This is a genomic window from Kribbella sp. VKM Ac-2569, assembly GCF_004216905.1.
Classification (GTDB): Bacteria; Actinomycetota; Actinomycetes; order Propionibacteriales; family Kribbellaceae; genus Kribbella.
The window spans coordinates 2,679,879-2,700,885 of sequence record NZ_SGXJ01000001.1 but is presented as its reverse complement, the minus strand read 5'-3'; the positions used below and the strand labels follow the sequence as shown (position 1 = coordinate 2,700,885).

Annotated in this window: 19 protein-coding genes; 9 read left to right on the top strand and 10 right to left on the bottom strand. The window is 68.6% G+C overall.

The features are described from left to right. Nucleotides 1-53 precede the first annotated feature (53 nt). Nucleotides 54-704 (top strand): hypothetical protein, encoded by a 651-nt coding sequence (locus EV649_RS12820; protein ID WP_130383422.1) that lies wholly within the window; start codon nucleotides 54-56, stop codon nucleotides 702-704. Here EV649_RS12820 and EV649_RS12815 read toward each other — a convergent pair. From EV649_RS12815 to EV649_RS12805, 3 genes are read right to left on the bottom strand one after another with little or no spacing between them, the layout of a single operon-like run. Beyond that, on the bottom strand, nucleotides 701-1,561 hold the full coding sequence (locus tag EV649_RS12815) for a Ku protein (RefSeq protein ID WP_130383421.1): 861 nt from the start codon (nucleotides 1,559-1,561) through the stop codon (nucleotides 701-703). The genes EV649_RS12820 and EV649_RS12815 overlap by 4 nt on opposite strands. Before the next feature lie 37 nt (nucleotides 1,562-1,598). Beyond that, on the bottom strand, nucleotides 1,599-2,462 hold the full coding sequence (locus EV649_RS12810) for a hypothetical protein (RefSeq protein WP_130383420.1): 864 nt from the start codon (nucleotides 2,460-2,462) through the stop codon (nucleotides 1,599-1,601). Nucleotides 2,463-2,481: 19 nt separating this feature from the next. Then, a complete protein-coding gene (locus EV649_RS12805; protein WP_241998055.1) occupies nucleotides 2,482-3,276 on the bottom strand; it encodes a sigma-70 family RNA polymerase sigma factor in 795 nt (264 codons plus the stop codon). Nucleotides 3,277-3,443: 167 nt separating this feature from the next. Here EV649_RS12805 and EV649_RS12800 point away from each other — a divergent pair, with 167 nt between their 5' ends. Together EV649_RS12800 and EV649_RS12795 are read left to right on the top strand one after the other, a co-directional pair. After that, nucleotides 3,444-4,157: an NIPSNAP family protein gene (locus EV649_RS12800; RefSeq protein ID WP_130383419.1), complete on the top strand. Its 714-nt coding sequence runs from the start codon at nucleotides 3,444-3,446 to the stop codon at nucleotides 4,155-4,157. Nucleotides 4,158-4,305: 148 nt separating this feature from the next. Then, nucleotides 4,306-5,238 (top strand): RIO1 family regulatory kinase/ATPase, encoded by a 933-nt coding sequence (locus EV649_RS12795; protein ID WP_241998054.1) that lies wholly within the window; start codon nucleotides 4,306-4,308, stop codon nucleotides 5,236-5,238. Here the strand turns inward: EV649_RS12795 and EV649_RS12790 are convergent. Further along, complete coding sequence (locus EV649_RS12790) at nucleotides 5,222-6,388, bottom strand: prolyl oligopeptidase family serine peptidase (protein WP_130383417.1); 1,167 nt, start codon at nucleotides 6,386-6,388, stop codon at nucleotides 5,222-5,224. The genes EV649_RS12795 and EV649_RS12790 overlap by 17 nt on opposite strands. Nucleotides 6,389-6,477: 89 nt before the next feature. Then, nucleotides 6,478-8,133, bottom strand: coding sequence for an FAD-binding dehydrogenase (locus tag EV649_RS12785; RefSeq protein WP_198682419.1), 1,656 nt, complete (start codon nucleotides 8,131-8,133; stop codon nucleotides 6,478-6,480). A 36-nt stretch (nucleotides 8,134-8,169) separates the two neighbouring features. Between EV649_RS12785 and EV649_RS12780 the strand changes: the two genes are divergently transcribed. After that, a complete protein-coding gene (locus EV649_RS12780; protein WP_130383415.1) occupies nucleotides 8,170-10,026 on the top strand; it encodes a DUF5107 domain-containing protein in 1,857 nt (618 codons plus the stop codon). Between the two features lie 195 nt (nucleotides 10,027-10,221). After that, on the top strand, nucleotides 10,222-10,614 hold the full coding sequence (locus tag EV649_RS12775; protein ID WP_238151433.1) for a DUF3592 domain-containing protein: 393 nt from the start codon (nucleotides 10,222-10,224) through the stop codon (nucleotides 10,612-10,614). A 30-nt stretch (nucleotides 10,615-10,644) separates the two neighbouring features. Here the strand turns inward: EV649_RS12775 and EV649_RS12770 are convergent, their stop codons facing one another. After that, complete coding sequence (locus tag EV649_RS12770; protein ID WP_130383414.1) at nucleotides 10,645-11,262, bottom strand: TetR/AcrR family transcriptional regulator; 618 nt, start codon at nucleotides 11,260-11,262, stop codon at nucleotides 10,645-10,647. 87 nt (nucleotides 11,263-11,349) lie between these two features. Here EV649_RS12770 and EV649_RS12765 point away from each other — a divergent pair, with 87 nt between their 5' ends. Together EV649_RS12765 and EV649_RS12760 are read left to right on the top strand one after the other, a co-directional pair. After that, the gene (locus EV649_RS12765; RefSeq protein ID WP_130383413.1) at nucleotides 11,350-12,510 is read left to right on the top strand and encodes a phosphatidylinositol-specific phospholipase C1-like protein; all 1,161 of its coding nucleotides are present in this window, start codon (nucleotides 11,350-11,352) and stop codon (nucleotides 12,508-12,510) included. A gap of 7 nt (nucleotides 12,511-12,517) precedes the next feature. Next, a complete protein-coding gene (locus EV649_RS12760) occupies nucleotides 12,518-12,967 on the top strand; it encodes an OsmC family protein (RefSeq protein WP_130383412.1) in 450 nt (149 codons plus the stop codon). Between the two features lie 218 nt (nucleotides 12,968-13,185). Here EV649_RS12760 and EV649_RS42005 read toward each other — a convergent pair whose 3' ends face one another. Both EV649_RS42005 and EV649_RS12755 read right to left on the bottom strand, forming a co-directional pair. Next, nucleotides 13,186-13,308 (bottom strand): hypothetical protein, encoded by a 123-nt coding sequence (locus EV649_RS42005; RefSeq protein WP_277875649.1) that lies wholly within the window; start codon nucleotides 13,306-13,308, stop codon nucleotides 13,186-13,188. Between the two features lie 70 nt (nucleotides 13,309-13,378). Beyond that, nucleotides 13,379-14,542 (bottom strand): FUSC family protein, encoded by a 1,164-nt coding sequence (locus EV649_RS12755; RefSeq protein ID WP_130383411.1) that lies wholly within the window; start codon nucleotides 14,540-14,542, stop codon nucleotides 13,379-13,381. 58 nt (nucleotides 14,543-14,600) lie between these two features. Between EV649_RS12755 and EV649_RS12750 the strand changes: the two genes are divergently transcribed. Further along, a complete protein-coding gene (locus EV649_RS12750; protein WP_130383410.1) occupies nucleotides 14,601-15,101 on the top strand; it encodes a DUF5709 domain-containing protein in 501 nt (166 codons plus the stop codon). Nucleotide 15,102: 1 nt separating this feature from the next. On the opposite strand, the gene EV649_RS12745 is transcribed toward EV649_RS12750, so the two are convergent. Beyond that, the gene (locus EV649_RS12745; protein ID WP_130383409.1) at nucleotides 15,103-16,428 is read right to left on the bottom strand and encodes a cytochrome P450; all 1,326 of its coding nucleotides are present in this window, start codon (nucleotides 16,426-16,428) and stop codon (nucleotides 15,103-15,105) included. 276 nt (nucleotides 16,429-16,704) lie between these two features. Beyond that, a complete protein-coding gene (locus tag EV649_RS12740) occupies nucleotides 16,705-19,719 on the bottom strand; it encodes a glycoside hydrolase family 38 C-terminal domain-containing protein (RefSeq protein ID WP_130383408.1) in 3,015 nt (1,004 codons plus the stop codon). 190 nt (nucleotides 19,720-19,909) lie between these two features. On the opposite strand from EV649_RS12740, the gene EV649_RS12735 reads away from it, so the two are divergent. Further along, complete coding sequence (locus EV649_RS12735) at nucleotides 19,910-21,007, top strand: TAXI family TRAP transporter solute-binding subunit (RefSeq protein ID WP_241998052.1); 1,098 nt, start codon at nucleotides 19,910-19,912, stop codon at nucleotides 21,005-21,007.

The following is a 21,007-nucleotide window of genomic DNA, read 5'->3' as shown; positions in this document are numbered from 1 at the left end:
CTCTGTGGGAGGGGGACTCTGTGGGGTGTGGTGACGGTGAGTGAGCCTTGGTGATGCAGCTTTCCTGGGTACGGCGGGTGGGGATCGCGGCCGGTCTCGGAGTCGGGACAGCCGGCGCGCTCGCGGGCGTCCTGTTGCTCGGTCCGCTCGCGGCGTCGATCCTGCTGGTCGTGGTGTTCGCGCTGGTCTGGCCGCTGGCCGCGGTGGTCCGGCATGTGACGGACGATGCGCCGTACGGCTCGGCGGCCCTGGTCGCGGGTACGGCGGCTGCCGCGGTGTTGTGTCTGCCGGGGCTGGTGCGGTTGCTCGCCTGGGGTGCACTCGGGGTGGCGACGGCGCTGATTCTGGCCGCACTGTTCGTGCTGGTCGACCTCGCCGTACCCGATCGGGTTCCGCGCCTGCGTCCGTCGCGTGAGCAACGCAAACTGGTGCGCCTGACCGAGATTCAGGTCGTGGAGGACGAGAAGCTGATCGCGTCGCTGCAGTGCCCTCTCTCCATCGAGGAGCTCTGCGGGGTCTGGTCTGAGACCGCCACGCAGCTCGGCCAGGGCGCCGATCCCCGCGACCGGCAGGCCGTCGCCGAGGTCCGCCGGATCTGCCTCGACGAGTTCGAACGCCGTAACCCGGACGGCTTCAACCGCTGGCTGGACGCCGGCGCTCCGTCCAACCCCGGCCACTACCTCCTGGGCAACAGCAACAACTAGGCAGCCTTCTTCTTGGTCCGACTGGTCTTCTTCTTGGCCGCCGTCTTCTTTGTCGTGGTCTTCTTCTTCGCTCCGCGGGCCTTGCGGGCCTCCTCGACGCTGGCGCGGAGGGCGGCGACCAGGTCGGTCGGGTTCGTCGCCTGCGGCTCCTCCTCGGAGTAGACGATCTCCTTGCCCTGATGCTTGGTCTTGACCAGTTCCTTGACCCGCTCGGTGTAGGTGTCCTGGTACGACGCCGGCTTCCACTCGCCGCTCATCGCCTCGATCAGGTCGACCGCCATCGACAACTGCTTGCCGGCGCCGGCCTTGCGCGGCAGATCGCCGAGCTCCTCGTCCGGATCGCGGATCTCGTCGGCGAAGAACATGGTCTCGAGCACAAGCACCTTCTCGTCGGCCCGGATCGTCGCCAGGTACTCCTTGCCGCGCATCACGAACTTCGCGATCCCCGCGCGGTTCGTCTTGGCCAGCGCGTCCCGGAGCAGCGCGTACGACGAGGCGTTCTCGGGATCCGACGGGCCGAGGTAGTAGCTCTTCTGGAAGTGCATCGGGTCGATCTCGTCCAGATCGACGAACGTGTCGATCTCCAGCGACCGGGACTTGCCGGGTGCGATGTCGTCCAGCTCGTCGGGCTCGACGATCACGTACTCGCCGCCGCCGACGTCGTGCCCCTTCACGATCTTTTCGTACGGGACCTCGCGGCCGGTGCGTTCGTTCACCCGCTTGTACCGGATCCGGTCCGACGTCCCCTTCTGGAACTGGTGGAAGTCGATCTCGTGTTCCCGGGTCGCGCTGTACAGACCGACCGGTACCGAGACCAGTCCGAAGTTGATGTACCCGCTCCAGATCGCCCGTGCCATCGCCGGCTCCTTTCCGCCGCCCCGGCCGGTACCCAGTTCAGAGCCGGTTGTAGCGCTTCCGGGCCTCGCGGCTCTGTTTCTGGGCGTCGCGGGCCTCCCGACGTGCCTCGTCGAGCTCGCCGCCGAGGCGGTGCACGAGGGCCTGGGCCTCGGCGAGTGCTTCGCGGGCGTTGTCGAGCTGGGAGTCGAGATCCTCGACCCTGGCCTCGGCCGTCTGCGCGGTGGCGACCGCCTCCTCGAAGGCCTTCTTGGCCTCGGCCTTGGCGGCGGCCTCCCGCTCCTCGGCCTCGCGTTCCCGCTCCTCCGCCTCCTGCTTCGTCCGGACCGTCGCCGACTCCTCGGCATGCTGCGCCTTCCGGCGGTCGCGGGCGGCCTGACGGCGCTCGTCGGTGAGCGGGGTGACGTTGGACGGTTCGCCGTTCTCGTCGACGACACCGAAGCCGACGTGCCGCAGCGCGCTGCTCAACCGGCCCTCGCGTACGGCGTCGCCCGCGGCGGGGTCCACCAGCGCGGCGTCGAGCGTCTCGCGGAGCTTCTGGGCGACGTCCGCGCTGACCTTCTGGCCTTCGTCGGCGGCCAGCCGGACGGCTTCCTTGGACAGCTTGTCCAGGAGCCGGTGACGCTTCGGTGTCAGGTCCCGCAGCCGCTCGCCGTCGAGATCGGCGGTCGCCTCCCGGAACTCGTCGCCGAGCGCGAGCAGGTCGTCGAGCTCGTCGGGCAGCGTGCGGGCGACCAGGTTCGCGATCCAGGCCGCGACCGTCGGCTTGCGCAGCGCCTTCAGCCGGGTCGACCCGATCGCGTCGCCGCCGGCCTTCAGCTGCTTGGCCAGCTCGTTGCGAGTAGCAATGAAGTCGGCTGCCGGCGCCGCATAGACCGTATCGGCCGCCTCCTCGAAGTCCACGAAGGCGACGGTACCCGAATCAGCAGCCGCTGGGGCCCCGTTGCACGGCCAGTTCGGCGCGGAGGGTTTCGAGGATGCCGCGGAGCAGGCGGGAGACCTGCATCTGGCTGACGCCGAGCTCCTGGCCGATCTCCTCCTGCGTGAAGCCGTTGCAGAACCGGAGCTGGAGGATGCGCTTGTCCCGCTCGCCGAGGTTCGCGACCGCCGGCGTCAGGGTGTGGACGTTCTCGACCAGGTCGTAGCCGTCCTCGGCGTCGGCGACCGTCTCCAGCAGGCTCGTCCCGCCGTCCGACGTACCGGGCGCGTCCAGCGAGAGCGTGCTGAAGCAGCCGCGGACCGAGGTGGCTTCGGCGACCTCGGACGGATCGGTGCCGAGCGCTTCCGCGGTCTCCTCGTCGGTCGGCACGTGACCGAGCCGCTGGATCAGCTCGGGCTCCGCGGCGGCGATGTTGCCCTGCATCTCCTGCACCCGGCGCGGCGGCCGGATCGTCCAGGCGCAGTCCCGGAAGTACCGTTTCAGCTCACCGCGGATCGTCGGTACGGCGTACGACAGGAACGCCGTCGACGCCTCCAGCTTGTAGCCATTGGCGGCCTTCACCAGTCCGAGGTACGCGACCTGCTCGAGATCGTCGGCGTCCACACCCTTGCTGCGGTACCGCGAGGCGATCGACCTCGCCACCGGCGCGTTCAGGAGGACGACCTCGTCGAGGCACGCCTGGTGCCGGGGATCGGGGACGCTGTCCGCCTCGAGCAGCAGCTCGTGCGTGGCGTCGGCGATGTTCTGCTTGGCGCGTTCTGCAGTTGCGATCGTCACGGGAGATACCTCGTCGTGTCGTCGTACATGCTTGGTGGCAGGGGGCTGAACCACTAGCTCCACCAGATCAAACTCGGCCCGAGCTTTCAAGTACCCGACTGTTACGGGTGCTTGAAACGCTTGTCGCCTGACAGTAACTGTCAGGTTTCAGTGGTTTGCTCACATTCATGAACGAGTGTTGCGCCGTCGTCGACCTGCGCCAGTACACGTTGCACCCCGGGCAACGGGACGACCTGATCGAAGTCTTCGACACGTACCTCGTGGAGGGGCAGGAACAGACCGGTATGCACATCGTCGGTCAGTTCCGCGATCTGGACGACCCGGATCGGTTCGTCTGGATCCGCGGGTTCCGCGACCTGCCCGCGCGGGCGGACGCGCTGAACGCGTTCTACTACGGCCCGGTCTGGCGCGCGCACGCCGCGGCGGCGAACGTGACGATGATCGACTCGGACAACGCCCTGCTGCTGAAGCCCGTGCAGCTCGGGGCCGGCTATCCGACCCTCGATGCTCCCAGGCCGGACAGTCCTGCGACTTCAGTGATCGGTGGCGCGGTCTACCACCGCGCTGCCGAGGACGACGGGTTCGTCGAGTTCTTCACCGACCAGGTCGTGCCCGTGCTCTCCGCGACCGGTGCAGAGCCGGTCGCGGTCCTCGAGAGTTTGGTTGCCGAGAACAACTTCCCGCCGCTGCCGTTACGGGACGAGGTGGTGCTCACCTGGTTCGCGCGGTTCGCCGACGACACGGCGTACGACGAGCATCGCCGGCAGCTCGCCGCGTCGCGGGTCTGGCAGCAGCGGGTGCTCCCTGAACTGGTCTGCCGATCGGCGAAACCGGCACAGGAGTTGCGGCTGCGCCCGACCGCACGATCGCAGTTCCGGTAAATACGTTGCGGGGTCCCGATCGGGCGGGCATCCTGGGTTGACCGAGCGGCGGCGAACGCTGCCTGGACTAAGGAGGGCTGACGGATGGCCATCACTGTGCTGCGGCATGTCCGCGTCAGTTCCACTTCTTCGTTCAGGAGCACACCAGTTGTCTGCAGAGTACGAACTCACAGCTAATTACTCAGGTAACTTCTCCGACCTCGACTCGCGCTGGGCAGATCTGGCCCGTGACGAGTCCCAACCGGATCCTTCCGACGCCTTCGTCTTCAAGTTCCACTCCGTGGACGAGGAACTGGGACCGGATCAGCGGTGGTCCACCTGGCTGGACGTCGAGCGCGGTTCTCGCGGGCCTGATCCCCGCCCCTCGTGGGTGGTGACGGAACAGGCCGCGATCGACACCGAGCTCGGCGTCCTCAAAACCGGTAAGGAAGCCGACGTCTTCCTGGTCGAACGGGCCGTCGAAGCCATCGGCGACAACCCGGCGAAATCCTCCCTGCTGGCCGCGAAGCGGTACCGCACCGAGGAGCACCGGTCCTTCCATCGCAGTACGTCGTACGTCGAAGGACGTCGTACGCGCAACAGCCGTGACAGCCGGGCGATGCACAAGAAGACCGCGCACGGCCGCAGCGTCGCGGCCGGGCAGTGGGCGTACGCCGAGTGGGACGCCCTCAACCGGTTGTGGAAAGCCGGCGTCCCGGTGCCGTACCCCGTCCAGGTGGACGGCACCGAACTGCTGATGGAGTTCATCGACGACGGTGAGGGCGGTGCCGCGCCACGGCTCGCCCAGGTCCGGCCGTCGAAGGAGCTGCTCGGTCAGTACTTCGAGCAACTCCGCGGCGGGATGCGTGAACTGGCCCGGGCCGGGCTGGCGCACGGCGACCTCTCGCCGTACAACGTCCTCGCCCAGGGGGAGCGGATCGTGATGATCGACCTGCCGCAGGTCGTGGACATCGTCGGCAACCCCAAGGGCATGGACTTCCTGCTCCGCGACTGCCACAACATGGCCGCGTGGTTCACGAACCGCGGGCTGGAGATCGACGAACAGGAGCTGTTCGCCGATCTGCTCACGATGGTGTTCTGATCGCCCGCTGCAACAGGGGGACAAGCGGGACCAGTTGGTCGGGGTAGGTGTCGACGAGGCCGTCGACGTGGTTGCCTGCCTCGACCCGCTGGTACGTGTGCAGGCCGGTGCTTCGGGCCATCTCGGCGTACACGTCGGAATCCTGGGTGATCGGGAGCAGGCTGTCGTACGTGCCCTGGATGGTGATCAGCGGCTTCTTGATCTTGCCGGTGAGCGCGATCCGCTGGATCGCCCGGTGCGCCTCGGGCCGCTGGGCGTAGTCGTAGTCCGCCTCGCTCCCGCTGTACGTCGGGTCGAGCTCGGCGGCGTAGATGCGCTGGGTCAGCTTCCAGTAGACCGTGTAGTGGTAATCCCAGAGGAACTGCGAGTGCGGGTCGAAGCCCGCCGCGACGATCGCAGCCGGGTTGTGCTGCTCGTAGCCTTTGATTGCCTGAGGCAAGTACGTGAAGAGGTTCGGCCCATCGGCCTTCCACAGCGTGCCTTCCAGGTCCACGCCGCGGGTGAAGAGCTCCGGGTGGTTCTCGAGTTGCCAACGGACCAGGTAGCCGCCGTTCGAGATCCCCGCGGCGACCACCTCGCGCGCCGGGTGTCCGTAGTACTGCGACACCGTGGCGCGGGCGGCTCGCGCGAGTTGCGTCGTACGGACGTTCCACTCGACGATCGCGTCGCCGGGACGCAGGCCGTCGGTGTAGAACGCGGCGCCGGTGTTGCCCTTGTCGGTCGCGGCGTACGCGTATCCCAGTGAGAGCACGTAGTCCGAGATCGCCTTGTCGTTCGCGTACTGCGCTCGCACGCCGGGTGATCCGGACACGACGAGTCCGCCGTTCCACGTCCGCGGCAGCCGGATCACGAACTGCGAGTCGTGGTTCCACCCGTGGTTGGTGTTGGTCTGCGAGTTGTCCGGGAAGTACCCGTCGATCTGCACCCCTGGTACGCCGGACTGCTGCGGCAGACCCGAGTGCGTGAGGCCGGCGTAGTCGGCGGGGTTGGTGTGACCCGACGCGACCGTGCCGGCCGTGGTCAGGTCGTCCAGGTGTGCGACCTGTTGGTACTCGGCGCCCGGGACGCGAACGGCACGGTGAGCTTCGGCCGGCACGGTTACACCTGCGAGCAGGACAGTGGCGGTGAGCAAGCTGAGGAGACGGCGCATGCGGTCACGCTAGGAGCCGCCCTTCTGCTCGGACATCGGATCGGACCACACAACAACGGGTCCGGCGGTGGTCCCTCAGGACACCGCCTTCAGGACACCGCCTTCGCGGCCGCGCGTCCCGCCGTACGGCCGGTGAACAGGCAACCGCCGACGAAGGTGCCTTCGAGCGATCGGTAGCCGTGGATGCCGCCGCCACCGAAACCGGCGACCTCACCGGCCGCGTAGACACCGGGGAGCGGGGTTCCGTCGGTCCGCAGTACGCGCGACTCCAGATCGGTCTGCAGGCCGCCCAGGGATTTGCGGGTGAGGATGTTCAGCCGTACGGCGATCAGCGGGCCGGCCTTCGGGTCGAGGATCCGATGCGGGGACGCGACCCGGATCAGCTTGTCGCCGCGGTAGTTGCGGGCGCCGCGCAGCGCGGTGATCTGCAGGTCCTTGGTGAACGTGTTGGTCATCTCCCGGTCCCGCGCGACGATCTGCCGCTCGAGGTCGTCGAGCTTGATCAGGTTGTCGCCGGTCAGGTCGTTCATCCCCCGGACCAGGTCCGGAAGGTTGCCGCGGACAACGAAGTCGGCGCCCTTGTCCATGAACGCCTGTACGGGTGCCGTTGCTCCTCCGCGGGCCCGGCCAAGTACGCCCCTGACGTCCTTGTTGGTCAGGTCCGGGTTCTGCTCCTGGCCGGAGAGCGCGAACTCCTTCTCGATGATCTTCTGGGTCAGGACGAACCAGGTGTAGTCGTAGCCGGTCGTCATGATGTGCTCGAGCGTCCCCAGCGTGTCGAACCCGGGGAACAACGGCACCGGCAGCCGCTTCCCGGTCGCGTCGAACCACAGCGACGACGGTCCGGGCAGGATCCGGATGCCGTGCTGCGGCCAGATCGGGTCCCAGTTCTGGATGCCTTCGGTGTAGTGCCACATCCGGTCCCGGTTCACGTACCGGCCGCCGGCCTGCTCGGTGATCGCGAGCATCCGGCCGTCCACATGCGCGGGTACACCGCTGATCATCCGCTTCGGCGGCTCGCCCATCCGCTTCGGCCACTGCGAGCGGACGAGGTCGTGGTTGCCGCCGATCCCGCCGGACGTGACGATCACCGCCTGTGCGGTCATCTGGAAGTCGCTGACCTCGGATCGTGAGCTGGACACACCACGCAGTACGTCGCTGGGCTCGAGCACCTTGCCCGCGACGCCGTCGACCACACCGCCCGTCACCGTCAGCTCGTCCACCCGGTGCCGGAACCGGAACTCGACGAGCCCCTTCCCGACGGCCTCCCGCACGCGGCGCTCGAACGGCGCGACCAGGCCCGGCCCGGTGCCCCATGTGATGTGGAAGCGCGGCACCGAGTTCCCGTGGCCGTCCGCGTTGTACCCGCCGCGCTCGGCCCAGCCGACGACCGGGAAGAACCGCACGCCTTGCGCGTGCAGCCACGGACGTTTCTCGCCGGCCGCCCAGTCGACGTACGCCTCCGCCCACTGCCGCGCCCACTTGTCCTCGTCGTCGAGCCGGTCGAACCCGGCCGAGCCGAGCCAGTCCTGCATCGCCAGCCCGTGGGAGTCCTTGATGCCCATCCGGCGTTGTTCGGGCGAGTCGACGAAGAACAGGCCGCCGAACGACCAGAACGCCTGGCCGCCGAGCGACGCCTCGGGTTCCTGGTCGAGCAGCAGTACCTTCCGGCCCGCGTCGGCCAGTTCGGCGGTCGCGGCCAGTCCGGCCAGCCCCGCCCCGACGACGATCACATCAGCGTCCATAGCGACCATGTATAGCGCACTTGGGAGGATGTGGTTGTGACGATCCTTTCTGTTCAAAACGTCGTACTTCCTGCAGCTTCGATCGGTCCGGAGAACCCGCTCGCGCCGCTCCGCACCCAGCGCGAGCCGCACCACGTCGAGAACATCGCCGAGCTCCCCGCCGACCTGCGGGAGAACGTCGAGTACGGGCGCCTGCACAGCCCGCTGCCGTGCCTGAACCAGGACGGGTACGACCGCACCCTGGTCGAGACAGCGCTGCCGGCTCTGGTGCTGGAGAACGACCACGTCCGAGCGACCGTTCTGCCAAGCCTCGGTGGCCGGTTGTACTCGCTCGTCCACAAGGGGACCGAGTTGCTCTACCGCAACCCAGTATTTCAGCCCGCGAACCTCGCGCTCCGCAACGCCTGGTTCGCCGGCGGCGTCGAGTGGAACGTCGGCAGCACCGGCCACTGGACCGGCACCTGCGCGCCGATGCACGCCGCCCGCGTCGAAGGGCCGGACGGTACGCCCGTCCTGCGGCTCTGGGAGCTCGAACGCACCCGCAACCTCGTCACCCAACTCGACTTCTGGCTCCCGGAGGACTCGGAGTTCCTGTACGTCGGCGTACGGCTGCAGAACCCGTCCGACGTCGAGGTTCCGGCGTACTGGTGGTCGAACATCGCAGTACCGCAGTCACCGGATCGACGTGTGCTCGTGCCGGCGGACCAGGCCTGGCGGTTCGGGTACGGCAGCCGCCTCGACCTGGTCGACGTGGAGACGGATCTGACCTATCCGATGCGGCACCCGCGAGCTGTCGACTACTTCTTCGAACCGCTGGCGGAGGAGCACTCGTGGATCGCGTCCGTCGACGGGGACGGCAACGGATTGGTGCAGGCGTCGACCTCGCGGCTGCAAGGGCGGAAGCTCTTCGTCTGGGGTCAGGGCGACGGCGGACACCGGTGGCAGGAGTGGTTGTCCCCTGGGCTGGAGGGCGATGGGTACGCCGAGATTCAGGCGGGGCTCGCTCGGACTCAGATGGAGCATTTGAAGCTTCCTGCTGCGACATCGTGGCACTGGTTGGAGGCCTACGGACGAGTCGCGATGGACGCCGGCGCTGCTCACGCCCAGAACTGGAAGACCGCTCGGGAAGCGGGGGCCGCGGCGTTGGGGGTGCTGCTTGATGGGTTGGCAGGGCGTGAGGCTGAGTGGTTGGGCGTTGTGAATGAGGCCCCGGCGGAGCGACTCGCAGTCGGATCGGGGTGGGGTGCGCTGGAGCTCAAGCGCACCGGCTGGAGCGTGTCGGACGGTACGCCGTTCAGCGAGGACACGATGACGTCCCGCGAGGAGGCGTGGCTGCCGTTGCTCGACGGACAGTTGCCTGCGGTTGACGCCGTACCGGACGGGACTCTGGTGGCGTGGCGGGACCTACTGGAAGCGGCCGAGGACAACTGGCTCGTCTGGTACCACCGGGGCGTCGCGCGGCACTACGACGGTGATGTCGACGGTGCGATCGAGGCGTGGCAGCAGTCCGGGGACAACGCCTGGGCGCTACGCAATCTCGGTGTTGTCACGGGAGAGCTGGAGTACTACGAGCGCGCCGTCGAGCTCGTGCCCGACCTGGTGCCGCTCGTCGTGGAGGCCGTCGCGGCCGCACTCGACACCGACGTGCCGCGGGCGGAGGGGATGCTCAAGCACGCGCCTGACGACCCGCGGATCCAGCTGCTGCGTGTCCGGCACGCGCTGGAGACCGGCGACCCGGCCACAGCGCACGAACTGCTCGCTGCGGGGATCCAGCTGGCCACGGTCCGGGAGGGTGCGAACCCGCTCACCGACTACTGGCTGGCCGCCGAGGAGGCACTTGGCACACAGCGGCCAGTTCCACCGCAGTACCAGTTCGGAATGGGCGGAAACTGACAACTTCAGGTCAACTCTACCTCTAGAAACACCGCTCCACCGGACTCTACTATGGTCCTGTAGAAAAGTTTTTGTACTTACCTGGAACCAAGTGGAGTCCGGTGGCGTCCCACCGGGTGAGCGGCAAAAGCCGCGCAAGGGCAGTTTCGACAAACGACCGCGTCGCTCGCGGGCGGCGCGTCGGGGGTGAGTGCCATGTTGACGATCGTTGTACTCGGTGGGTTCGGCCTGGTGCTGGTGGTCGCGGCCTTCATCGTGACCGAAGTTCTGGCCGGTCTTCGGCCGTCCCAGATCCCCACCGGCACGGAAGAGAAGACCGCGGGACGAGTGATCCGGGTGCGTGGCCCGGTCCGCGGCCAACTGCAGAGCGGTGCCCCGGCGATCTACACCGAGGTCATCGTCGAGTACTACACCCGCCGGGGTGAGGGACCGTACGAGGTCGCTCGCAAGTTCCCGGTCGGGAGCCGTATTACTTACGCCAAGGGTGACCGGGTGATCGTCGCGTACGACGTCCGGACGCCCCGCCGGGCCCGCCTGGCCGGCCGGGTCAGCCACTGGCCGGCCCTGGGCCTGCCCTCCGCGGCCTGACGGTTCACCTGCTTGAGCCTCCTCTCCGGCTCAAGCAGGAAGATGAGGGGCGAGCAGGTTGTAGAGCACCGGCCGGCCCTGATCCAGAACGTACTCCGCCTCGTCCGCGGACAGCCGGTCCGCGAGGTGCGCGAGCGCCTCGCCCATCGTGATGCTGAGCGTCACGGCCAGGCGGAAGTCCCGCGAGTCCCGCGCGCCGAAGCGCCCCGCCAGCAGCTCCGCGAACTCGTCGGCGTGCTGGTCGTCGAACTCGCCCGGCTTCGCCTCCAGCTCCGGATCGCCGAGCCCGCTCAGCACGACCGCCTTGAAGCCCGGGTCGTTCCGATGCATCTCCCGGAACGTGTCCAGCGTGACGTCGACCGCCGCGCGCCAGCTCGTCACATCGGCCAGCCGCTCGCGGACCGCGTCGGTGTAGCGCGCCTGGTTCCGCCGCTCGATCGCCTGGATCAGGCTGCGCTTGTCCGGGAAGTACCGGTACACGCTGCCGACCGCGATCTCGGCCCGCTTCGCGATCCCGCTCGTCGACGCCGCGTCGTACCCGCGCTCGACCACCTCGGCACAGGCCGCGTCCAGGATCCGCTCGACCTGCCGGCTCGCCCGGTCCTGGGTCGGCGTCCGGCGCAGCGGATAAGCCCCCGAAGTCACCATTCACTCATTGTCCACGCTCCGGGGGACAACGTTGCCACCTCTTTGTGACAGATTGCCGACAGTTGCTCATGAGGAGGGGAACTTCGTATGCGCATCAACAAGTCCGCCGTCGTCGGCCTCGCATCCGTCGCGCTGGCCGCCTCCGGGGTCGCCGGTACGGCGCTCACCCGGGAGAACTCCGCGTCCGCGGAGAACGGGTCGGGCCTGCGGTTCAACCAGGTCCAGATGATCGGGTCGCACAACTCGTACCACCGCGAGCTCAGCCCGGCCGAGCAGAAGGTCCAGCAGGCCCAGAACCCCGGTTCGGTCGACCTCTGGTACTCGCACGCGCCGATCACGCAGCAGCTCGAGGACCAGAACGTCCGCACGCTCGAACTCGACCTGCTGCCGGACCCGGCCGGCGGCCTGTACACGTACCCGCTGATCCGGAAGCTGACCGGGCAGGGACCGCTCACCGACCCGGCGATGGCTCGTCCCGGGATCAAGGTCATGCACATCCCGGACTTCGACTACAACACCACCTGCGACACCTTCGTCCTGTGCCTGCAGCAGGTGAAGACGTGGTCCGACCAGCACCCGAACCACGTGCCGATCACGATCAATCTCGAGCTCAAGCAGTCCGACCCGAAGGTGGTCGCGGCCGGCGGCGTCCAGTCGCCGCCGTGGGACGCGACCAATCTGGAGGGTGTCGACCAGGAGATCCGGTCGGTGTTCTCCGAGAAGGAGTTGCTGACGCCGGACGACGTCCGCAAGCCCGGCCTGACGCTGGAGCAGTCGGTCCTGACCAAGGGCTGGCCGAAGCTCGACGAGGCCCGCGGCCAGGTGCTGTTCTACTTCGACAACGGCGGCCCGGGCGCGATTCGCGACCTCTACCGGACCGGTCACCAGAACCTCGAGGGCCGGGCGGTCTTCACCCGCGGTCCCGAGGGCGAGCCGGACGCGGCGGTCACCCAGGTGAACGACCCGCGGGGCGCGAACCAGGCCGAGATCCAGCGGCTGGTGTCGAAGGGCTACCTGATCCGGACCCGGTCGGACGAGCCGATGGCGACGATCCGGGACAAGGACTACAGCCGGCTCGGGATCGCCCTGGCCAGCGGTGCGCAGGTGGTGACGACGGACTGGCCGGTCGCGGGCATGGCCGCGCGGTACGACAGCGACTTCGTCGCGAAGCTGCCCGGGCACACCGCCGTACGATGCAACCCTGTGACAGCACCAAACTGGTGCCGTGGAGATGTCGTCGGAAGGTGATGTGAGTATGTCGGAGCACGTGGTTGACGTGAGCTGGAGCCGTGGTGAGCACGAGTTCACCTATGACACCTACGACCGCGACCACGAGTGGCGCTTCGACGGCGGGATCACGGTGCCTGGCTCGGCGAACCCGAAGTACCTGGGCAACCCGGGCCCGGTCGACCCGGAGGAGGCGTTCGTGGCGGCGCTGTCGTCCTGCCACATGCTCACGTTCCTGGCGATCGCGGCTCGGAAGCGGCTGGTGGTCGACGCGTACGACGACCACGCGGTCGGTGTGATGGCGAAGAACGCGGACGGCCGGCTGGCGATTACCGAGGTGACGCTGAACCCGAAGATCGTCTGGAACGGCGCCGAGCCGGACGCCGAGACGCTCGAGCGGATCCACCACCTCGCGCACCAGGAGTGCTTCATCGCGAACTCCGTGACCACCGAGATCACGGTTGCTCCGAGCAACTAGAAAAAAACCACCCGCCGACCGGCCTGAACCTCGCGCAAACGGTGTCAGGACGGTCGGCGGGTGGTCTGGTGCACCTCTGTGGCGGTGCACCGGTAACGGATCCGGCGGCGCCTCGCACGAGGGCGCCTCTGCGTTTGATGTGCGACTTCCGTGCGGTCTGGCTCGGTGGGCCAGACCGTCCGGGTGCGCCGCCCGGGTCCGTTCGTCCGGCTGGCGCCTTACTGCTCGGCGGCGGCGTCGGTCCGGTCGTCTGTGGTCGGGGTGCTGTCGACGGCCAACAGGTCCTCGAGTTGGCGGACCTGCTCGGTGGCCATCGTGGTCATCAGTCGGTGGATCGTCATGCCAGTGAGACGCCGGAGGCCCGAAGGTATGACGGGAATCCGCGATGTGACCTGAGTCACCTGGGGCCGGCTACTTCTCGTCGAGCCCGTCCAGGCGGAGGGGGACGAGCTTCCGGGCGTCGTCGTACGACGTGCCGGTCAGTTCGAGCAGGTCGATGATCGTGGAGCGGAGCTGACCGAGGACGACGACCGCGGACAGGCCGATCGGCAGCGGCATCTCCGCCGTACGGCGGCCCAGCTCGCCCAGCACGCGGTGCGCTGCGACGTCGGCGGCCGGTTCGAACAGTGACTCGCCGATCAGGCGGGTACCGTCGGCGAGGCGTTCGAGCAGCATCGGGTACTCGTCGGGCATCCGCTCGTCGCGCCACACGGACACCGCGCACCGGCGTACCAGGACCCGCGTGTTCCGGATCGCCCGGTCCAGCGGTACGACGAGATCGGCGATCTCCTGGACCCGCCCGCGGTGCCGGCGGCGGAACGGTGACAGCCTGACGACCGCGACCCCTTCCTCGGCGGCGCTGCGCAGGTCGTCGAGCCGGGACTCGCTCGCGCGGGCGCGGCGGAGCGCGTCGGTGACGGCCTCCTCGTCGCGTTCGCGCAGGCCGTCGGCGGTCTCGACCAGGATCTCGGCCAGCTCGTTCAGGACGCCGGACGCCTGTTGCCGAGGACGCCTGATGGCCGCGGCCGGGGCGATCGTGGCGGCCGCCAGCGCGACCAGCCCGCCGAGCGCCGCGTCCTGCCAGCGGCTGAAGCCGGCGCCGGGGTTGGGCAGCAGCGTGGTGACGATCGCGGCCTGGACGCCGGCCTGGGTCGTCATCAGGTTCCCGGCGCCGAGCAGTACGGCGATGCTCATCGCGAGCGCGATCACCAAGACGAGTTGCGCCAGGCCGGTCCCGAAGACCTTGACGAACAGGTCGCCGACGCCGACCCCGACCGCCACCCCGACCATCACCTCGGCGACCCGGCGGAGACGCTGGCCGAAGCTGAAGCCGAGGCAGATCATCGCGGCGACCGGTGCGAAGAACGGCTGTTTGTGGCCGACGGCGTACCGCGCGATGGCCCAGGCGGCGCCGGCGGCGAGCGCGCACTGGGCGATGAAGAAGACCCGGCTGCGCCAGCGTTCGATCCGCCGGCGGATCGAGGCACGGGACCGCCGCGCGGCCTGCGGCGCGATGTCGTCGCGCAGTTCCCGCAACTGGTCCAACGTCAGCCTGACCGGATCCACGCGCCCCATTCTGCGGGATGGGTGCGCCAGCTTGATTCATCGGCGCTCTGCGGTTCACTGTTGCCTCATGACCGAGAACAACCGTGAGGACTACGGCAGCTACTCCGTGGACGACGAGGATCAGCTGCAGGCGGAGGACACCCTCAACGACCGTGGCGTGGACGACCTGCTCGACGAGGGGTACTCGCCGCCGGAGAAGTGGTCCGCGGGCGAAGGCTTCGGCACGACGGCCGACGAGGCGCTCCAGGGCGAGACGCTGGACCAGCGGATCGCGCAGGAGGTCCCGGACTCCGACCCGTACGCCGAAGGCGGGGAGGACGTCGGCGGCCCGGAGGTCGGCACCGAACGCTCCGGCCGCCTGGTCGCCTCCGACGAGGGTGCACACAACGACGAGGACAGCGAGCTGTACGCCGAGGACGTCGGCATCGACGGCGCCGCCGCCGGCGCTGAGGAAGCCGCCGTACACGTCGTCGACGGCGACGAGTTCGAACTCGAGGACGACGACGAGACGGACCTCGAGAACTACCGCGACGTCGACCTGGGAGATGTCGGCGACCTGGAGGACTGACCTATCTGCGCGTGACGAGGATTTCGGCGCCGTGGCGGGGGACCAGGGTGACGTTCTTGGCCTGGGCCGGTTCGGGTTTGGGGTGCGGGGCCTGGAAGTCGTAGGCGGTGAGGGCGGCGCGGAGGATCTCGGTGGCTTCCATCAGGGAGAATCCGGCGCCGATGCACCGCCGGGCTCCGCCGCCGAACGGCATCCAGGTGCCGGGCGCGGGCGGATCGTCGGCCAGGAAGCGTTGCGGCCGGAACTCCTGCGGCTGCGGGAAATGTTCCGCGTCCCGGTGGACCAGACCGATCGCGGCCATGATCGTCGTACCGCGGGGAAGCCGGTAGCCGGCGACGTCGGTGGTCTCGGTGAGGCGCCGGCCGACCTGGTAAACGACCGGATGCAGCCGCAGCGCTTCCTTGACGATCGCTTCGAGTTCGTCGTCGGAGCCGGCGTCGGCGGCGCGTTGACCGAACTCCAGATCCGCCGGCCGGCGCGCCAGTTCGTGGAACGCCCACGCCAGCGCGGTCGCCGTCGTCTCGTGCCCGGCCAGCAGTAGCGTCACCAGCTGATCCCGCAGCTCCACGTCCGACCAGTTGCCCGCGGCAAGCAACCGCGAGAGTACGTCGTTGCGCCCGGCGAACGTCTCGCGTCGCGCGGCGATCTCGTCGTACAGGATCTCGTCGACCTGCTTCTGCGTGTCCAGGTACGTCTTCCACGGCCGCACCCGGAGCAGCGGCGGGTAGAAGCCGCCGAGCATGATCACCGGCGGCACCGACACGATCTTGTCCATCAACGGGCGCAGGGTATTCAGCCGGTCGACGTCGGTGACGCCGAAGATCACCTGCAGGATGATCTCCAGCGTCAGGTTCCGCATCCGGTGATGCACCTTGAACGGCTTCCCGACCGGCCACTTCGCCACCTCGGCCTGGGCGAGCTCGAACACCATCGCGGCGTACCCGCGCAGGGCCGGACCCGAGAAGGCGGGCATCAGCTGCTTCCGCATTCGCACGTGGTCCTCGTCGTCGAGCAGCAGCAACGAGTGCGAACCCATGATCGGCTCCAGCACCGTGTTCCCCTCGCCGGCGTGCATCACCGCCGGCGGGCTGCCGAACACCTCGCGGATGTGATCGGGGCGGCTCAGGACGACGCACACGCGGCTCGACGGCACCAGGCGGATCGTGAACACGTCGCCGTACTTCTCCCGCATCCGCGGGAAGAACGTCCTGCGATGACTCGCGAACAGCACGGTCTGCGCGAGGGTCGGCAGCTTCGGTCCGGGCGGCAGTGTGCGGGCCGTCTGGCGGTCGAGCGTCCGGGAACCGAGCAAAGGTGTCGGAGCCATACCTTTCACGCTACGTCAGCCGGGTGAACGCCCGGCATCGAAAGCGACAAGTGCTGCGACGATCCGCGGGCATGGCCGCCTTCGTCAGCTCGTCGCCACCGCGGCCCACTGAGGCCCCATTTCCCTGGCCCACCCATCAAATCGGGGGTTCCGGACCCATTCTCAGGGTCAGGAACCCCCGATTTGCCTGGCAGACCAGCCAAATTGCTGGGTCGGCCAGGGAAATGGGGAAGGCCCGCCCAAGGAGGGTTGGGCGGGCCTTCGCGGTGGGGTGGATCAGGAACGCTTGAAGCGCAGCGTCAGGATCTGGAAGGGGCGGAGCTCGAAGGTGACTCCGTTGTCCTTCAGGTCCCGGTCCGCCAGGCGCCGCTCGAGCAGGTCGACCTCGGTCACCGACGCCGCCGCGAACGACGGTGTGACGGTGGCGCGGGAGCGGCCGCCGCTGGACTCGTACAGCCGGACGACCACGTCACCGGACTCGTCGTCGGCCAGCTTCAGCGCCTCGACGATCACGTTGTCGTTGTCAACGGCAACGATGGGCTCGACGCCAGCGGCGCCGCTGACGACCCGCTCCGGAAGGTTGATCCGGTAGCCCTCCTCGATCGCCTCCGGGATCCCGGCGCCGACCACGAGCGCGTGGTTCACGGTGTGCACGCCCTGGTCGGTCAACGGGTCGGGGAACCGCGGCGCCCGGATCAGCGAGGTGCGGATCGTGGTCGTCGTACCGCCGTCCTCCCGCGCGGTCCGGTTGATGTCGTGGCCGTACGTCGAGTCGTTGACCACGGCAACGCCGTACCCCGGCTCGCCGACGTGCACCCAGCGGTGCGCCGCGATCTCGAACTTCGCCGCGTCCCACGAGGTGTTCTGGTGGGTCGGCCGGAAGATGTGCCCGAACTGCGTCTCGGACGCCGACCGGTCCGCGTGCACGTCGACCGGGTACGCCGCCTTGAGGAACTTCTCCGCCTCGTGCCAGTCCATCTCGGTCTCGATGTCGACCCGCTTCGCGCCCGGGCGGACCCGCAGCGTCTGGGTCACCGTGGACCGGTTGAAGGACCGCTTCACGACCACGGTCGCGACCCCGTCCGCGGTGCTGAAGTCGACGCTGTCGACCTCGGTCACGTCCCGGACGTTGTTCTTGTAGAACGAGTCGACGTCCCACGCGTCCCAGTGGTTCGGGGTGTCCACGTGCAGCTGCAGAAGGTTGCCCACGGCACCCGGTGCGATGACCTCGCGCTGCGCCTCGACGTCGTACAGCGAGGTGATCAGGCCGCGCTCGTCGATCGTGACCCGGATGACTCCGTTGTCCAGTACGCCGTTCTCGATCGAGACGGCCTGACCTTCGCCGGCTGCGATCCCCGCACCGAGTCCGGCAACGCCGTTGCGCGTGTGCGGCGCGGCGTTGAAGACGATCTGCGCGGAGCCCTCACCGGCCAGCGCCTGCTGCGCGTGCAAGATGATCGCGTTCAGCTCCTCGGCGACCCGCGCGTACGTCGCCTCCGCCTCGCGGTGCACCCACGAGATCGAGGAGCCCGGCAGGATGTCGTGGAACTGGTGCAGCAGCGCGACCTTCCACAGCCGGTCGAGGTCGTCGTACGGGTACGTGTCGAGCTTGCCCGCGACGACGGCCGCCGCGCTCCACAGCTCGGCCTCGCGGAGCAGGTGCTCGCTGCGCCGGTTGCCCTGCTTGGTCTTCGCCTGCGAGGTGTACGTCGCCCGGTGGATCTCCAGGTAGAGCTCACCGGACCAGACCGGCGCGTGCTCGCTGTACTCGTCCTCGGCGGCGGCGAAGAACTCGGTCGGGGACTCGATGGTCACCTTCGGCGAGGACTCCAGGTTCGCCACCCGGCGCGCGGTCGCGACGAACTCACGGGTGGGGCCGCCACCGCCGTCGCCGTACCCGAACGGAACCAGCGACCGGGTCGCGGCGCCGTTCTCCTGGAAGTTCCGCTGCGCGTGCGCCAGCTCGCGACCGGACAGGTCCGAGTTGTAGGTGTCGATCGGCGGGAAGTGGGTGAACACCCGGGTCCCGTCGAGGCCCTCCCACCAGAAGGTGTGGTGGGGGAACTTGTTCTCCTTGTTCCAGGAGATCTTCTGGGTCAGGAACCACTTCGAGCCGGACAGCTTCACCAGCTGCGGCAGTGCCGCGGTGTAGCCGAACGAGTCCGGCAGCCAGACCTCCTGGGTGTCGATGCCGTACTCGTCCAGGAAGAACCGCTTGCCGTGCACGAACTGCCGGGCCAGCGCCTCGCTGCCGGGCAGGTTGGTGTCGGACTCGACCCACATGCCGCCGACCGGAACGATGGTGCCCTCGGCAACGGCCTTCTTCAGCCGCTCCCAGACCTCCGGGTAGTTGTCCTTCACCCAGGCGTGCTGCTGGGCCTGCGAGAACGCGAAGACCAGCTCGGGGTACTCCTCGGCCAGAGTGGCGACGTTGGACACGGTCCGGGCCACCTTGCGGCGGGTCTCCCGGAGCGGCCAGAGCCAGGCGGAGTCGATGTGCGCGTGACCGACCGCGGACAGCTGATGCGCGCTCGCGTGCGCCGGCCGGCTCAGTACGTCGGTGAGCTGGGCGCGGGCGTCCGCGGCGGTGCCGGCCACGTTCTCGTAGTCGAGCGCGTCCAGCGAACGGCTGAGCGCCCGCAGGATCTCCTTGCGGCGCGGGTCCTGCAGCGACAGCTCGCGCTGCAGGCCGTCGAGCGACTCGAGGTCCAGGATCAGGTCCCACACCTCGGCGTTGAACACGGCCAGGTCGGCGCGGGTGAGCTGGTAGATCGGGGTCTCACCGAGCTTGGCGCCGATGTCGACCTTCGCGTAGGCGTTGTCGAGCGGGATCTCCGGGTTCGCGGCACCCTCGACGTAGAACTCGATCCGGTCGCCCGGCGATGCCGCCGTACCGTCCGGGCCGAGGATCGACAGCGGGGCGTAGGTCTGCCGCGGGTGCAGGCCCTTCAGCGGCCGGCCGGAGGTGGTGTGCACCAGGCCCTCCGCGGAGAAGCCGGGGCCGCCGCTGAAGCCGAGGTCGATGACCGCCTCGATCTCGCGGCCGGCCCACTCGGCCGGCACCTGACCGCTGAACCTGAACCACGCGGTGCCCCAGGCGGGACCCCACGGCAGGCCGATCTCGGCCTTCTCGTAGGTCTGCGCCAGCGCCTCGGCGGGGGACACCGGCTCACCGGGTGCGTGCCACACCTCGATGTCGAGCGGGACCGCCGCGCCGTAGATCGCGGGGCGGAGTCGCTCCCGCAGGGCGCGCTTCAGCCGCTCCTCGATGAGTTGACGGTCGTCGTGCACGAAATCAGCCTCCGGGAAAGGATCCTCACGCGGCCGATAGGACCGCACCGATGACAACGCTGTCACACCGACCCCGGATGCGTCCAGACGCAGTTTGACTCTTGCTGTGTGAATCTCTGTGAGTAGCGGTTGGATTGCGGGCAGCCGACACGGCTACCCCCAAGCCCTCATTGTTGTCTAGGTTGTCTGCATGGATCGCCCCCGCCTGCTGCCCCCTGCTCGGCCGACTGGGATGACACGGACCGGAATGACGCGGCGCAGCGTGCTCGGCCTCGGTGCCGCCGCCGCGTCGGGACTGCTGCTGCCCGGGTGCTCGCGCGGCCGCGCGGACGAACCGGCGCCGTCGGAGGCCGGGGTGTTCTCCACCGGGAACCTGAACGGTGTCTACAACACGTTCGGCACGGCGCTCAGCTCGCTGGTCAGCGAGGTCACCGGCATGGAGCTGAAGCCGATGGTCAGCGACGGGTCGGTGGACAACCTGTTCAAGGTCGCCGGCCGCAAGGCCGACCTCGGATTCTGTACGTCGGACTCCGCGCTCGCGGCCTACGACGGCACCGGGGAGTTCAGTACCGGCCGCCCGCTGCGGTTCTTTGCGCTCGCCCGCGTCTACGACAACTACGTGCACGTCGTCGTACCGATGGCGTCGAAGGCATCGAAGCTCGACGACCTGTTCCCGAGCACGGACGACCCGAACCGGAAGATGGTCGTCGGCGTCGGCCCGAAGGAGTCCGGGACCGAGATCGTCGCGAACCTGATCCTGAGCAAGGCCAAGGCCGACCTGATCAAGAAATACCCGACGCTGGACCCGGCCAAGATCGACGTGGTCCGGAAGAACCTGACGCTGGAGCAGATGGTGGCCGCGCTGCAGCCCAAGGACAATGCCAAGCGAGGCACGATCGACGCGTTCATCTGGAGCGGCGGTGTCCCGACCTCGCCGATCGCCGACCTGCAGAAGAGCATCGGGTTCCGGCTGCTGAACATCGACACCGTCGCGGAGGCGATCGCGCTGAAGGAGTTCGGCGGGTTCATGGTGTCCGCGATCCCGCCGTCGCAGTACGGGCTGGCGAGCTCGGTGCCGACGCTGGCGGTCCCGAACCTCCTGATCGCGAAGCCGAACCTGTCGGACTCCTGGGCGTGGTGGACGGTGAACACCCTGTTCCGCCGGCAGAACGACCTGATCCCGAAGCACCCCGAAGCCGGCGCCCTGGACCCCCGCTCGGCGATCGCCACCATGCCCGTCCCGCTGCATCCGGCGGCGGAACGCTGGTACCGCCAGAATCACATCTGA

Coding starts and splice junctions, on each gene's coding strand:
- EV649_RS12820 (WP_130383422.1), top strand. CDS start 54: ATGCAGCTTTCCTGGGTACGGCGGGTGGGGATCGCGGCCGGTCTCGGA.
- EV649_RS12815 (WP_130383421.1), bottom strand. CDS start 1,561: ATGGCACGGGCGATCTGGAGCGGGTACATCAACTTCGGACTGGTCTCG.
- EV649_RS12800 (WP_130383419.1), top strand. CDS start 3,444: ATGAACGAGTGTTGCGCCGTCGTCGACCTGCGCCAGTACACGTTGCAC.
- EV649_RS12790 (WP_130383417.1), bottom strand. CDS start 6,388: ATGCGCCGTCTCCTCAGCTTGCTCACCGCCACTGTCCTGCTCGCAGGT.
- EV649_RS12785 (WP_198682419.1), bottom strand. CDS start 8,133: ATGGACGCTGATGTGATCGTCGTCGGGGCGGGGCTGGCCGGACTGGCC.
- EV649_RS12775 (WP_238151433.1), top strand. CDS start 10,222: ATGTTGACGATCGTTGTACTCGGTGGGTTCGGCCTGGTGCTGGTGGTC.
- EV649_RS12770 (WP_130383414.1), bottom strand. CDS start 11,262: ATGGTGACTTCGGGGGCTTATCCGCTGCGCCGGACGCCGACCCAGGAC.
- EV649_RS12765 (WP_130383413.1), top strand. CDS start 11,350: ATGCGCATCAACAAGTCCGCCGTCGTCGGCCTCGCATCCGTCGCGCTG.
- EV649_RS12760 (WP_130383412.1), top strand. CDS start 12,518: ATGTCGGAGCACGTGGTTGACGTGAGCTGGAGCCGTGGTGAGCACGAG.
- EV649_RS42005 (WP_277875649.1), bottom strand. CDS start 13,308: ATGACGATCCACCGACTGATGACCACGATGGCCACCGAGCAGGTCCGC.
- EV649_RS12755 (WP_130383411.1), bottom strand. CDS start 14,542: ATGGGGCGCGTGGATCCGGTCAGGCTGACGTTGGACCAGTTGCGGGAA.
- EV649_RS12750 (WP_130383410.1), top strand. CDS start 14,601: ATGACCGAGAACAACCGTGAGGACTACGGCAGCTACTCCGTGGACGAC.
- EV649_RS12745 (WP_130383409.1), bottom strand. CDS start 16,428: ATGGCTCCGACACCTTTGCTCGGTTCCCGGACGCTCGACCGCCAGACG.
- EV649_RS12735 (WP_241998052.1), top strand. CDS start 19,910: ATGGATCGCCCCCGCCTGCTGCCCCCTGCTCGGCCGACTGGGATGACA.